The sequence below is a fragment of the Telluria sp. ZB4P37 genome (assembly GCF_059685855.1).
Map to the genome: position 1 here is coordinate 273,700 of NZ_JCASID010000002.1, position 13,482 is coordinate 287,181.

Annotated in this window: 13 protein-coding genes; 4 read left to right on the top strand and 9 right to left on the bottom strand. The window is 65.1% G+C overall.

Annotation, left to right across the window (positions count from 1 at the left end):
* Window positions 1-380: 380 nt before the first annotated feature.
* Window positions 381-1,340: a DNA-binding protein YbiB gene (gene ybiB, locus AC56K1_RS05560; RefSeq protein ID WP_497156852.1), complete on the bottom strand. Its 960-nt coding sequence runs from the start codon at window positions 1,338-1,340 to the stop codon at window positions 381-383.
* Between the two features lie 105 nt (window positions 1,341-1,445).
* On the opposite strand from ybiB, the gene AC56K1_RS05565 reads away from it, so the two are divergent.
* The 3 genes from AC56K1_RS05565 to AC56K1_RS05575 all read left to right on the top strand — a co-directional run bounded on the left by AC56K1_RS05565 (window position 1,446) and on the right by AC56K1_RS05575 (window position 4,568).
* Window positions 1,446-2,507, top strand: a complete 1,062-nt coding sequence (locus tag AC56K1_RS05565) for a 3-deoxy-7-phosphoheptulonate synthase (protein ID WP_497156853.1) — start codon at window positions 1,446-1,448, stop codon at window positions 2,505-2,507.
* A gap of 41 nt (window positions 2,508-2,548) precedes the next feature.
* On the top strand, window positions 2,549-3,589 hold the full coding sequence (gene tsaD / locus AC56K1_RS05570) for a tRNA (adenosine(37)-N6)-threonylcarbamoyltransferase complex transferase subunit TsaD (protein WP_497156854.1): 1,041 nt from the start codon (window positions 2,549-2,551) through the stop codon (window positions 3,587-3,589).
* A gap of 133 nt (window positions 3,590-3,722) precedes the next feature.
* Entirely contained in the window at window positions 3,723-4,568 is an 846-nt protein-coding gene (locus tag AC56K1_RS05575; protein ID WP_497156855.1) for an endonuclease/exonuclease/phosphatase family protein, read from the top strand.
* Between the two features lie 15 nt (window positions 4,569-4,583).
* On the opposite strand, the gene AC56K1_RS05580 is transcribed toward AC56K1_RS05575, so the two are convergent.
* The 3 genes from AC56K1_RS05580 to AC56K1_RS05590 all read right to left on the bottom strand — a co-directional run bounded on the left by AC56K1_RS05580 (window position 4,584) and on the right by AC56K1_RS05590 (window position 6,701).
* Window positions 4,584-5,261: a DsbA family oxidoreductase gene (locus AC56K1_RS05580; protein ID WP_497156856.1), complete on the bottom strand. Its 678-nt coding sequence runs from the start codon at window positions 5,259-5,261 to the stop codon at window positions 4,584-4,586.
* 231 nt (window positions 5,262-5,492) lie between these two features.
* Window positions 5,493-6,110, bottom strand: coding sequence for a glycerol-3-phosphate 1-O-acyltransferase PlsY (gene plsY / locus AC56K1_RS05585; RefSeq protein WP_497156857.1), 618 nt, complete (start codon window positions 6,108-6,110; stop codon window positions 5,493-5,495).
* A 99-nt stretch (window positions 6,111-6,209) separates the two neighbouring features.
* Window positions 6,210-6,701 (bottom strand): aminoacyl-tRNA deacylase, encoded by a 492-nt coding sequence (locus AC56K1_RS05590; protein ID WP_497156858.1) that lies wholly within the window; start codon window positions 6,699-6,701, stop codon window positions 6,210-6,212.
* A gap of 38 nt (window positions 6,702-6,739) precedes the next feature.
* On the opposite strand from AC56K1_RS05590, the gene AC56K1_RS05595 reads away from it, so the two are divergent.
* Window positions 6,740-7,714 carry an endonuclease/exonuclease/phosphatase family protein gene (locus tag AC56K1_RS05595; RefSeq protein ID WP_497156859.1) on the top strand — a complete coding sequence of 325 codons (975 nt, stop codon included), beginning with the start codon at window positions 6,740-6,742 and terminating at the stop codon, window positions 7,712-7,714.
* A gap of 30 nt (window positions 7,715-7,744) precedes the next feature.
* On the opposite strand, the gene AC56K1_RS05600 is transcribed toward AC56K1_RS05595, so the two are convergent.
* From AC56K1_RS05600 to AC56K1_RS05620, 5 genes are all read right to left on the bottom strand, one after another.
* Window positions 7,745-9,889 carry a putative bifunctional diguanylate cyclase/phosphodiesterase gene (locus AC56K1_RS05600; RefSeq protein ID WP_497156860.1) on the bottom strand — a complete coding sequence of 715 codons (2,145 nt, stop codon included), beginning with the start codon at window positions 9,887-9,889 and terminating at the stop codon, window positions 7,745-7,747.
* A gap of 357 nt (window positions 9,890-10,246) precedes the next feature.
* Complete coding sequence (locus AC56K1_RS05605) at window positions 10,247-10,462, bottom strand: hypothetical protein (protein ID WP_497156861.1); 216 nt, start codon at window positions 10,460-10,462, stop codon at window positions 10,247-10,249.
* An 82-nt stretch (window positions 10,463-10,544) separates the two neighbouring features.
* Window positions 10,545-11,450 carry a site-specific tyrosine recombinase XerD gene (gene xerD / locus AC56K1_RS05610; RefSeq protein ID WP_497156862.1) on the bottom strand — a complete coding sequence of 302 codons (906 nt, stop codon included), beginning with the start codon at window positions 11,448-11,450 and terminating at the stop codon, window positions 10,545-10,547.
* Window positions 11,423-11,947: a methylated-DNA--[protein]-cysteine S-methyltransferase gene (locus AC56K1_RS05615; protein ID WP_497156863.1), complete on the bottom strand. Its 525-nt coding sequence runs from the start codon at window positions 11,945-11,947 to the stop codon at window positions 11,423-11,425. The genes xerD and AC56K1_RS05615 overlap by 28 nt, the downstream gene beginning before the upstream one ends.
* A 385-nt stretch (window positions 11,948-12,332) precedes the next feature.
* A complete protein-coding gene (locus AC56K1_RS05620) occupies window positions 12,333-13,331 on the bottom strand; it encodes a TRAP transporter substrate-binding protein (protein WP_497156864.1) in 999 nt (332 codons plus the stop codon).
* Window positions 13,332-13,482 lie beyond the last annotated feature (151 nt).

Consider the following 13,482-nt stretch of genomic DNA (forward strand, 5'->3'; position numbering starts at 1 on the left):
CGTTGCAGCTCGGTATCGTTTTGCTATGTTGCAAGAAAATAGTAACGGCTTTCTGCGCTAAATCACTGCTTCTGGAAGTTTACGATTAAAAAAATCTTGTCAAATTCATCAATAATTGTTAATCGAATATGTGTCTGTACAAATGCAGACATACCGATGACTAAAAATTGGTCGCATATAACGTAAGTTCATGGGGAATCCCCTGCAGTTTCCAATTCATGTGTGTCGCCGCACGACGCGCACCCCGTACGCATGAACATATGTTTTAGCAACACAAATGTTGTTGCTATCCAACGTCAGCGGGTCATTTAAAGAACAACAGGCCGTCTGTGCAGACGGCCTGTCGGTAAGGCGGGAAAGCGGGCGCACAGCCCGCAGGCTCAGCGGCGCAGGGCGCGCGCCACCTGCAGGCATTGCGCGAACTGCGCGGTGATCGGCCGGGGAATCGGCACCTCGCCGCGCAGGGCGGCGGCGATCCATGCGGCCGTGGTCGCGGCATCGCGCGCTTCCGGCACGGTGGCCAGCTCGTCGGCCGGCGCGTCGCGCTCGACCAGCAAGGTGCGCTCTCCCCCGTGGAACCAGTCGATCTGCTGGGCCCGGTGGGGGTTGGCCACGGTTTCGCCTTCGGTGCCGCGCATCAGGAAGGCGTCGCCCCGCTCGGGCGGCGCCGCGGTAGTGAAATAGGCGCCGAGCGTCTCCAGGTATTCGGGATGGGTGTAGGACACCAGCCGCAGCGCCGGGCAGGCAAACGGCTGCAGGATCTTGACCAGGGTATGGGTGGAATTGCGCACGCCCAGGATGCGCCGCAGCGCCAGCATGTGGGCCAGCTCGGGTGCGAGGCGCTCGATCGGCATGAAGGCCGGGCGGCCGGCCGCGGCCGCGTCGAGGATGTCGCTGGTCGAGCCGGCCTCGGCCAGGCCCAGTTCGGCCAGGATCTCTGCCGTCGTGGTCCGCCCGGGATCGGACCGCACCCCATGCACCAGGGTCGGAACCCCTTCGCGCGCCAGCAGCAGCGCCAGCAGCGGTGTCAGGTTGGCCAGCTTGCGCGCGCCGTTGTAGCTGGGGATCAGGACCGGGGCGTATTGCCCCGGCGGCGGCGGCAGCAGCGCGAACGACCTTTCCGCCGCATCCATGAAGCCGGCCAGCTCCTCGACCGATTCGCCCTTGATGCGCATCGCCAGCAGGATCGCGCCCAGTTCCAGGTCGGAGACGCGGCGCTCGAGCATGGCGGCGTAAAGCGCGCGCGCATCCTCGCGCGACATGCTGCGCGCGCCTTTTACGCCGCGGCCTATCTCCTTGATAAAGGGTGCGGCGGCAAATCGTTCAGTGGTCTTGTCCATAGGTGGAGCATACAACGGCTTCGCCACCGGCGGATTTTGCGATCCCTTGTGCAAGTGCAGCATTTTCAGTCTACACTGGATATTCCCTCCCGAAATCACAGCACCATGATCAATACGCCTGCCATTGAAAATACCAACGTCAGTTCGTTCGCGCAGATGCCGACGCCGAACGAACTCCACGCCTCGCTGCCCTTGAGCGACCGTGCCTTCGCCACCGTGATGGGCGGCCGCGAAACGCTGCGCAATATCCTCGACCGCAAGGACAAGCGCCTGTTCGTGGTCGTCGGCCCCTGCTCGATCCATGATCCGGAAGCCGGCCTCGACTACGCGCGCCGGCTCAAGGCCCTGCAGCTCGAGGTGGCGGAGACGATGGTGCTGGTGATGCGGGTGTATTTCGAGAAGCCGCGCACGACCACCGGCTGGAAGGGCTATATCAACGATCCCTTCATGGACGACTCCTTCCGCGTCGACGTCGGCATGGAACGCGCGCGCCGCTTCCTGCTCGACGTCTGCGAGCTGGGCCTGCCGACCGCGACCGAAGCGCTGGACCCGATCTCGCCGCAATACCTGGGCGACTTGATCGCCTGGACCGCCATTGGCGCGCGCACCACCGAATCGCAGACCCACCGCGAAATGTCGTCCGGCCTGTCGACCCCGGTCGGCTTCAAGAACGGCACCGACGGGGATGTGAGCATCGCCGTGAACGCGGTGCAGTCCTCGGCCAGCCCGCATGCCTTCCTGGGCATCAACGGCCAAGGCACGGTGTCGATCGTGCGCACCAGCGGCAATGCCTACGGCCACGTGGTGCTGCGCGGAGGCGGCGGCCGTCCGAACTACGATTCGGTGTCGGTGGCGATCGCGGAACAAACGCTGGCCAAGGCCAAACTGCCGGCCAACCTGGTGGTGGATTGCTCGCATGCCAACAGCTACAAGAAGCCGGAGCTGCAGCCGCTGGTGATGTCGGACGTGATCCAGCAGATCAGGCACGGCAACCGCTCGCTGGTGGGCGTGATGATCGAATCGAACATCGTCAGCGGGGCGCAGGCGATTCCGGAAGACCTGTCGCAGCTGAAGTATGGGTGCTCGGTGACGGATGGCTGCATCGGGTGGGAAGAGACGGAGGCGATGCTGCGCAGCGCGCACCAGGAATTGTTGCAGCGCCCGTAATGTAAAATGGCGGATTCCGCTTTACCTCTCTCCTCTCCCCCATGATCGTTCTCGGCGTCGAATCCTCCTGCGATGAAACCGGCCTGGCTCTGTATGACACCGAGCGCGGGCTGCTGTCCCATGCCCTGCATTCGCAGGTCGCCATGCACGAAGAGTATGGCGGCGTGGTGCCGGAACTCGCCTCGCGCGACCATATCCGCCGCGCCCTGCCGCTGCTGGACGAGGTGCTTCAGCGTGCCGGCATCCCGATGTCGTCGATCGACGCCATCGCCTACACCCAGGGCCCGGGCCTGGCCGGCGCGCTGCTGGTCGGCTCGTCGGTGGCCTGCAGCCTCGCGCTGGCGCTCGACAAGCCGGTGCTCGGCGTGCACCACCTGGAAGGCCACCTGCTCTCGCCCCTGCTGGCGAGCGAGCGCCCGGACTTTCCTTTCATCGCCCTGCTGGTCTCCGGTGGCCACACCCAGCTGATGCGCGTGGATGGCGTGGGCCGCTACACGCTGCTGGGCGAGACCCTGGATGATGCCGCCGGCGAAGCCTTCGACAAGTCGGCCAAGCTGCTGGGCCTGGGCTATCCGGGCGGGCCGGCGATTTCGCGCCTGGCCGAGTTCGGCGACCCCACGGCCTACACGCTGCCACGCCCGATGCTGCACTCGAAGGATTTCAACTTCAGCTTCTCCGGCCTGAAGACCGCGGTGCTCACCGTCGTGAAGAACCACGAAGAGAAAGTGGTGGCCAACATCTGCGAGCAGGACAAGGCCAATATCGCGCGCGGCTTCGTCGATGCGATCGTGGACGTGCTCACCGCGAAATGCGTCAACGCGCTGCGCCACACGGGCTTGTCCCGCCTGGTGATCGCCGGCGGGGTCGGCGCCAACAAGCAGCTGCGCGAGTCGCTCAACGCGGCGGCCGTCAAGCGCAGGTTCAAGGTCTACTACCCCGAGCTGGAATTTTGCACCGATAACGGCGCCATGATCGCCTTTGCCGGCGCCCTGCGCCTGGAACGCAACCCGGCGCTGGCCCAGCGCGACTACGCCTTCAACGTGCGCCCGCGCTGGCCGCTGGACGAGCTGGAAGCCGCCTAGAAACGACAAAAGCGCGGCACCGGAATGGGGCGCGCGATATTGAACTTGCAAGGCTGACATCGATCCTACGGTGTGACCGCCCCTTGCCAAACGGTGGCAATATCCGACGGTTGAGATTTACGGAGGGTTTGCGATGCGCGTAGTTAGCTGGAACATTCATTGGGGCTGTGGCAAGGACGGGCGAATCCGCATTCATGCGATCATCGACGTCCTGCGGCGGCTGAATCCGGATGTGGTGTGCCTGCAGGAAGTGGCGGCCAACCATCCGGAACTCAATGGCGGCGCGACTGCGAACCAGTTCAAGCAGCTCGGTGGCGCTTTTGGCGGCTACCATATGATGGAACATGCCCCGAGTGAGCTCTACAAGAATAATTCGCCTCGCCTGTTCGGCAACCTGATCCTCTCGAAATACCGCATTTCGCAGGTCCACCGCCACCTGCTGCCCTGGCCGGCCGACCCGGAGCGCCCCGCCGGCATGCCGCGCGGGCTGATCGAAACCGTGCTCGACGCGCCCAACGGCAAGCTGCGCCTGATGACCACCCACCTCGAGTACTACTCGCCGCTGCAGCGCATGGCGCAGGTGCGGCGCATCCGCGAGCTGCATGCCGAGGCCAGCGCCCGCTCGCGCATCTTCCAGCCCGACCCCAACCTCGACGCGCCCTACCAGCTGGGCTTTCGCCCCGCATCGAGCATCCTGTGCGGCGATTTCAACTTCGCGCCGGACGCGGACGACTACCAGGCCCTGCTGGCGCCATTCGAGGGCGGCGCCCCGCCCTTCCTCGATGCCTGGCGCGTCGCCAACGGCAATGTCGCGCGCGCGCCGACCACCGGCCTGCACGGCTATCCGTGGCCGGACAGGCCGGAATGCTACGACCATTTCTTCCTCACCGACGACCTGGCGCCGCGCGTGGCGGCGGTCGAAGTACAGTCGGAAACCGCAGCTTCGGACCACCAGCCGATCGTGCTGGACTTGAAGTAAGCGCTGGTAGTTGGGCTACTGCTGCGCTGGCGCTTCCGGTGCCGCATCGGCCTTGGCGGCGATGTCGCGCAGCGCCTGCTCGAACACTTCCGGCGGCTGGCCGCCCGAGATCAGGTGGCGCTGGTTGATGATCACGGCCGGCACCGAATGGATGCCGGCGCGCTGGAAGAACTGCTCGCGCTCGCGCACCTCGTCGGCGTAGTCGGCCGACTGCAGGATGCGGGCAGCGGTTTCGACATCCATGCCGATCCGTTCGACGGCGCGCAGCAGCGCATCGTGGTTGCTCGGGTCTTCGCAGTGGGTGAAATAGGCTTCGAACAGCGCCATTTTCAGGTCGCGCTGGCGGCCGACCTGTTCGGCCCAGGCGAGCAGGCGGTGGGCGTCGAAGGTGTTGTAGATGCGGCCGCGCCGCTCCATCTCGAACACGAAGCCGACATCCGAACCACGCTGGCGGATCATCTCGCGGCTGTGCGCCTGCTGCTCGGCGGTGGCGCCGTATTTCTCGGTGATGTGCTCGACGATGTCCTGGCCGTCCGGGCCCATGTCCGGGTTCAGCTCGAAGGGCTGGAAATGCAGGTCGGCCGCCACCTCGCCATCGACGCGTTCGAGCGCCTGTTCCAGCGATTTGAGGCCGATCGCGCACCACGGGCACGAGACGTCCGATACGAAATCGATCCTGAGTTGCTTGGTCATGAACGCCACCTTTCCTGGTTGTTGCGGCACGGGGAGTGCCAGGTGGCGGTATGGTAACGCGATGTGGGGTTTGATGTGGTGCCTGCAGGCTGTAGGGCTGCGGTACGAACTTGAATTCCCGCCTGCGTGGGAATGACGGTTTTAAGGATAGGTGAACCAAGATAACGTTACCTGATACCCCGCACCTTTAGCCCGTCGTTCCCGCCAATTCTTGCCGGCGAACCGTCAGCCCTACTTCTTCGCCCCTGCCGACTTGCTTCCAATCTTCGACTCTTTCCCCGCAACCAGGTTACCGATGTTCTTGCTGTGCCGGTACAGCAGCAGCGCGCTCATCGCCACCACCGCGAACAGGATCTCGTCGGCGCCGAACAGCAGTCCGTAATAAAACGGCGCGAACACCGAGGCCACCAGCGCGGCCAGCGACGAATAGCGGAAGGCATAGGCCACGATCAGCCAGGTCGCCAGCGTCGCCAAGCCCAGCCAGACGTTAATCCCGAGCAGCACGCCCAGCGCCGTCGCCACGCCCTTGCCGCCGACGAAGCGGAAGAACACCGGCCACAGGTGGCCCAGGAAGACGGCGATGGCCACCAGCGCCACGCCGCCGTCGTCGAGGCCGTACTGCGGGCCGTACTTGATCGCCAGCCAGACCGCCAGCCAGCCCTTGAAGCCGTCGCCGATCAGGGTGGCGATAGCGGCCTTCTTGTTCCCGCTGCGCAGCACGTTGGTGGCGCCCGGATTCTTGGAACCGTAGGTGCGCGGATCGGACAGGCCGAACACGCGGCTCATCACGACCGCGAAGGAAATCGAGCCGATCAGGTAAGCGGCAATGGTGGCAATCAGGGTAGTCATCTCGTCTCTTGTCGTTGTTGTCGGTCCGGGACCGGGGTATCCCGTGGGGCGCACGGAATATACACCATCGGCCGGGCTGCCTGGAAGCTCAGCTTCGGCTTACTCGGCGAGCGCGCATTGCACCGGGCGCGCACCGAGCACGCTGGTGAGGACGCCTGGAGCAAGGCCGACGAGGTAGCCGCGGCGGCCGCCGTTGATGTAGATCTTGTCCAGAGCCAGCACCGATTCCTCGACATAGACGGGCATGGCCTTGCGGATGCCGAAGGGCGAGGTGCCGCCCACCAGGTAGCCTGAATGGCGCTGCGCCACCTCCGGGCGGCATGGCTCGACCGACTTGCAGGGAATCGCCCGCGCCAGGTTCTTGGTGGAGACCTTTCGGTCGCCGTGCATCAGCACGATCAGCGGCCGCGCCGCCTCGTCCTGCATCACCAGTGTTTTCACCACATTGTGCTCGGGCACGCCTAATGCACGCGAGGAAACGGCTGTGCCGCCATGTTCTTCGTAGTCATAAGGATGTTCGGTAAATCCGACGCCTTGCTTGCGCAGGAACTGCGTCGCAGGAGTCTCAGACACGTGCTCTTTCTTGGCCATGCGTGGTACGCTAAAGACGAACATAAGGGGTTTCTATTATGCAGCAAGAAATTCGCTTTGCCACCTTCAACGCTTTCAACCTGGCGCCGCCGGGGGTACGCTGCTACGACAACCTCGAGCCCTGCACCCCGGAGCAATACGAAGCCAAGCTGGACTGGACGGCACAGCAACTGGACCTGTTGAATGCCGACGTGATCGGCTTCCAGGAGATCTTTTCGCAGGCATGCCTGCGCGAGGTACTGGCGCGCACCCGCGGCTACCGCGAGGCGGCCCACCTGGGCTTCGACCCGGACCCGGAAGCTCCGCGCCTGACGCCGAGCGTGGCCCTGGTCTCGCGCCTGCCGCTGGCCAGCCCCGCCCGGGCCCTGTCGCTGTTCCCGGAAAGCGTGACCATGCCGCCCGGCAGCCGCGACCCCGACCGCTTCACCCGCGCCCCGCTGCATGCCGAGGTCGAGCTGGCGCCTGGCGTCGTCGTCGACGTGGTCGTGGTGCACCTGAAATCGCGCCGCCCCGACTACCGCAGCAGCGACACCGGCGAAGACCCGAATTTGTACGCCCTGGCCTGCCTGCGCTCGCTGATCCGGCGCGGCACCGAAGCCGCCGCACTGCGCGTGCTGCTCACCGACATGGCGCGCGACAAGCAGCGCCCGCGCGTGGTACTGGGCGACTTCAACGACGTGGCCGATTCGGTGACCACCGAGATCGTGCTGGGCGAAGGCTCGCCATTAGCCGAACGCATGTTCGACGCCGCCCGCCTGCGCCGCCACCAGGACGGCCAGCGCAACGTGGGCTTTTCGATCGTGCACGAAAGCCGCCACTCGACCATTGACCATATTCTGGTCTCGCACGAATTCAATCCGCTGGTGCCGAATGCGATCGGCGAGGTGATCGACGTGGTCTATCTCAACGACCACCTCGACCTCGGGCTGGCGCAGGCCTCGGACCATGGGCAGGTGCTGGCGCGCGTGCTGCTGTATCCGCAGGATGGGCAGTTTCATGGTGGGTTGGAGTGAGCGGGGGATAAGCCCGCATTGGCCGCGCCGTTAATTCGACCGCGGAGTGAAATCCGGCCTGCTGCTCGCCCCCGCCGCATAAAACCCCTGGTACTCGTCGCACCCGTGCTGCCGCAGGAACCGCAGCTGCTCTTCGGTCTCCACGCCCTCCGCCACCACCTTGAGCCGCAGGCTGCGCGCCACCGCGATGATCGCCGGTATCAGCGCCGCATCGTCCGGGTCGTGCTCGATGTCGTTGACGAAGCTGCGGTCGATCTTCAGCTTGGACAAGGGGAAGCGCCGCAGCGAGGACAGGCTGCCCAGGCCGGTGCCGAAGCGGTCCACGGCCAGCTGCACGCCGCGGGCACGCAGTGCGGCCACGGTGCCGTCGAGATCGCCATCTCCCTGCATCAGCGCGCCCTCGGTGATTTCCAGGTGCAGGAAGGCCGGGTCCAGGCCGGACCGGCCCAATGCGCCGTCGACGGTCTCGAACAATTCGTCATGCAGAAACTGGCCGTCGGACAGATTCACCGCCACCGACACGTCGTGCCCCTCGTCGCGCCAGCTGCGCACCTGCCGGCAGGCTTCGTGCAGCACCCATTCGCCGATCGGCACGATCAGGCCGCATTCCTCGGCTACGGGGAGGAATTCGTGCGGCAGCAGCAGCCCGCGCTGCGGGTGGCGCCAGCGGATCAGGGCCTCGACGCCGATCACGCGGCCGCTGCCGACGTCGAGCCCGGGCTGGTATTCGAGCAGGAATTCGCCATGCGCCAGGGCCTGGCGCAGGCGCTGCTCGAGTTCGCCGCGTTCGACCACGCGGGCGTTCATCTCGGGGCTGAAGAAGCGGAAGCTGTTGCGGCCATTTCCCTTGGCATGGTACATCGCGACGTCGGCATGGTGCATCAGGGTGTCGACATCCTGGCCGTCGGTGGGGCAAATCGTGATCCCGATCGAGGCCGACAGCCCGAGCTCCTGGCCGCCCACCTCGACGGGGTGGGAAATGGCATGCATGACGGAGGTGGCGACGTGCGCGGCCTGGTCGGCGCCGCCGATATCGGCCAGCAGCATGACGAACTCGTCGCCGCCGAGGCGGCTGATGGTATCGACCCGGCGCACGCAGCCGCGCAGGCGCGTGGCGACCTCGCGCAGCACGGCGTCGCCAATATGGTGGCCGTTGTTGTCGTTGATGGACTTGAAGCGGTCGAGGTCGAGGAAGAGCACCGCGAAGCTGTCGCGCTGGCGGCGCCAGGTGGCCAGCGCCTGGTGCATGCGGTCGAGGAAGAGCGTGCGGTTCGGCAGGCCGGTGAGCGGGTCGTGCTCGGCCTGGTGCCGCACCTGCTCTTCGACGCGCTTGCGCTCGGTGATGTCGGACAGCATCGCCATATAGCTGCTGGCCTGGCCATGCGGGTCGCGGATGGTGCTCAAGGCCACCCAGGCGGTGTAGCGCTCGCCATTCTTGCGCACGGCCGGCATGTCGCCCTGCCAGCGGTCGTTGCCGTCGAGCTGGGACCAGATGCTTTCGTAGAAGCCCGCTTCGCCGTCACCCCAGGGCAGGCTGGCCAGGGTCGAACCGACGATGTCGGCGGCATCGAAACCGGTGATCGCCGTGAAGGCGCCGTTGACCATCTGCACGCGGTATTCGGCATCCATCACGATCATCGCCTCGTGCGCGTTCTGGAACACGCGCGCCGCCTGCATCAGGTTGTCTTCGGCCTGCTTGCGCGTCGTGATGTCGACTTCCATGCAGAACACCTGCTGGGCAGCGCCATTGCGCTTGACCGGGAAATGGTTCGAGTGCAGCCACAGGCGCCGGCCGGCGGCGGTCTGGACGTACCAGTCGCGCGGCGCCGGTGCGATGCCGTCGCGCCAGATGCCGGCGATGGTGGCGTCGAAATCGGCCTGGCGGTCGAGATGGGAAACGATATCGTGGAAGGGCCGGCCCAGCGCCCGGCTGGCCGGGATGCCGAACAGCTGTGCGCAGGCATGGTTCCAGAAGCGGATGATGCCGCCGGCGTCGACCGAATGCACGGCAACGGCCGGCGCGAGTTCGATCGCGGTGACAAACCGGTAGAGCCAGTCGAGCGCTTCGCGCCCCGGGCCGTCGACGTCGGAGCCGTCGGGCGGCCCGTCCGGACGCGGCGGCTCGCCGGGGACGTCCGGGCTGCGCAGCTCGCCCGCGCCGGCCGGAGCCGGCATATCGGGGGACGGAGGAGGATGGCCGCCACCTTCGCGTCTCGCATGAGCGCCACCAGCCTGGCCCTCACCGGCCGGCCGATCGTGTTTTTGCTCGCTCACGGGAAAGATCCTTTGCACGCGGAAAAAGCCATGATGTCCATGACAATCCCACCATCTTCCCCGATCTCCGCGCACGCTGTTTGCGTAGGCGCAAAGGCGTCGTCATGCCATCACTTCGTCGCGCTTTTCTGCGTTCCAGACCCGCCGGCCGGCGGCCCGTCGCATGGCGCTGGAAGCGTGTGGATTGCTTGCTTATATTTCCAGGGTGCGCAAGGAGCTCCATCTTGTCACCAAGACGGAGCCCGAGCGCGAACCCATTCAGCTGGCGTCGTGCGACACCGGCTCGGCGGATTCCCCTTCGGGGGCATCCGCGGCGGTATCCGACGCGGTATCCGACTCGGCGTCGGATGCGTCGCTGCCACCGTTCGGCTCGTCACGCTTGGCTTCCTGCTTGCGCCGGGCTTTATCTTCCGCCTTGCGCTTCTTCTCGAGTTCCCGTTGCCGTTTTTCGTACCCGAAATTTGTCTTTGCCATGTTGTCCTCGTTGCCGTGAAAGTAGGTGGTCGTGTAACCGTGCCAGGAGCATTATGGACTAGCCGGCCCATCCCGGCTTAATTTAACCCCTTGGGTGATGCTGGGCATGCAGATGCTTGAGGCGCTCACGCGCAACATGCGTATAGATCTGTGTGGTCGAAATATCGGCGTGCCCCAGCAGCAATTGCACTACCCGCAGATCGGCGCCGTGGTTCAGCAAATGGGTCGCGAACGCATGGCGCAGCGTGTGGGGCGACAGCGGTCCCTTGATCCCGGCCTTGAGCGCATGCTTCTTGATCAGGATCCAGAACATCTGGCGCGTCATCGGCCCGCCGCGGCCGGTGACGAACAGCGCGTCATCGACCTGGCCATTGAGGATGATACCGCGCGCATCCTTCAGGTAGCGCTCCAGCCAGATGCGCGCTTCCTGGCCGAAGGGCACCAGGCGCGTCTTGCTGCCCTTGCCCGTGACCCGCAGCACGCCGTCGTTCAGGCTGACTTCGACCAGTTTCAGGGCCACCAGTTCCGACACCCGCAGCCCGCTCGCATACATCAGCTCGAGCATCGTGCGCTCGCGCAGGCCCAGCGGGGTGGCCACGTCGGGCGCGGCCAGCAGCGCCTCGACCTGGCTTTCGCTCAGGGTATGGACGAAGCGCAGCGGCTGCTTGGCCGAGGCCATCTGCAGGCAGGGATCGAAGGCGACCTGGTTGCGGCGCAAGGCCAGCCCATAGAAGCGCTTGAGCACCGACAGGCGGCGGTTGGCGGAACTGGGCAGGGTGTCCGCGTGACGCTCGGCGAAATAGGCGGCAATGTCGTCGGGCTGCACGGCCAGCAAACTGGCGCGTGCCGGGCGCTTGCTTTCCAGCCAGCCGGCGAACAGCCGCAGGTCGCGCCGGTAGGCGTCGAGCGAATTCTTGGCCAGCCCCTGTTCCAGCCAGAGCGTGTCGCAGAACTCGTCGATCAGTCCCAGATCGATTGCTGCTGCCATGGGGAAGCGGTAGCGCCTTCGTGCCGCAGCAGCCAGCGCTTGACCGACAGGTGGAAGCCGTTTTCGTCGTCCTGGTTCGAGAAGCCGCCCAGGCCGCCGGAGGCGGTCACGCGGTGGCAGGGAATGATCAGGGGGAACCAGTTGGCACCGCAGGCCTGGCCGACGGCGCGCGGCGCCGAGCCGATCAGCTTGGCGACCTGGCCGTAAGTCTTGACGTTGCCGCGCGGGATGGCGGAAATCTCGCCCCAGACGCGGCGCTGGAACTCGGTGCCGGCCTCGAACAGCGGCAGCTCGAAATGGAAGTCGGGGTCTTGCAGGTACTGCGCCACCTGCGTTGCGGCTTCGGCAGCGACCTCGTTGTCGGCGGCTTTTTCCTCGAACGAAGGCTGCAGGTAGACCAGTTCGCGCACGCGGCCGTCCTGGGTGCGGATCCCGATCGCACCGAACTCTGCCGGCACGATCGCGTTGAACAAGGTGCTCGCCTGGTCTGTTTTCATCTTCGCATCTTAACCGCTGGATCCCGGCGCTGCCACCCCCTTTTGCCACGGCAGGCAGGGTCGACAGGCGAAAAAAAAGCGCACCTGAGGTGCGCTCCAATTCGGATCACGTTTCCGGCCGTTTAGCAGTGCTAACAGCTTCTGTAAAACGTGTGTCTCCTCAATTGTCTCCGGCATGCATCACCGTGATTTGTTGTATTACTCCCCAAAACCTGTCGTGTTCTGTACGCGTACGCACCATGTGAGTGCGAGCAGGCCCCATGATAACGCAAGCTTTCTGCCCGTGCGTATCTTTTTGGCCACATTACTTTAATTATTTTAATTATAAAGAATCTGCATGAGCGTTCGCTTTGGGCGTGTCATGCGGATGTCATCCTCCCCCGCTTCATTGCGCCACTTCGCGGCGGATCGCCTCGACCACATCCTTGCCGATCCGCTCTTCCATCTGGGTATAGACCGGCGCCATCGCGCGCCGCCAGGCAGCCTGCTGCGCCGGGGTGAGCGTATGAATGGTGGTCTTGCCCGAGCGCCGGATCGATTCCAGCGCCTCGTCGTTGGTGCGCTGGGCAATGGTTTTCTCAAAGGCGGTGGCGTCGATCATCGCGCGCTCCAGCGTCGAGCGGATTTCCCTCGGCAAGCCATCCCAGAATTTCTTGTTGACGATGACGGCGTAGCCCAGGTAGCCGTGGTTCGACACCGTCAGGTGGCTCTGCGACTCGTGCATGCGCTGGGTGTACATGTTCGAGGGCGTGTTCTCGGTGCCCTCCACCACGCCGTCGCGCAGCGCCGGGGCGGTTTCCGAGAAGGCCAGCGCCAGCGGCTGGGCGCCGAGGGCGCGCATCTGGGCGTCCAGCACCTTCGAGGCCTGGATGCGCATGCGCAGGCCGCGGAAGTCCTTGGGTTCCAGCAGCGGTTTATTGGCCGACATGATCTTGAAGCCATTGTCCCAGTAGCCCAGGCCGGTGATGCCTTTCGGTTCCAGCTTGCGCAGCAGGTTACGGCCGATGCGCCCTTCCAGCACCGCGTGCAGCGCCTTCTTGGACGGGAAGATATACGGCAGGTCGAAGGCTTCGAATTCCTTCACGCCCAGCGGCGAGAACTTGGCCAGCGAGGGCGCCAGCATCTGCACCGCGCCCAGCTGCAAGGCTTCGAGCTCCTCCCGGTCCCTGTAGAGCTGGCTGTTCGGGTAGACTTCCACTTTCACCCGCCCGCCGGTGCGCTGCTCGGCCAGCGCCTTGAAGCGCTCGGCGGCCCGTCCCTTCGGGGTATCGGGCGCAACCACGTGGCTGAACTTGATGACGATCGGCGCCTGGGCCCGGACGCCCGGGCTGGCGCAGGCGAGCAAGGCGGCAAGCAGCAGGGCGGCCAGGGGTGGTATCTGCATGGCGGTTTCGGTTCTTCCTGGTAACGATATGAGAATGGATCCAGTGTGCGCGGCCGCGGCCCGGGCCGCCATCGTGGACTTCCACAAGCACCCGACAGTGTAACGGAGTACGACGCCCTTGAAGACATTCCCGCAGGCTAAAGCGCCAGCA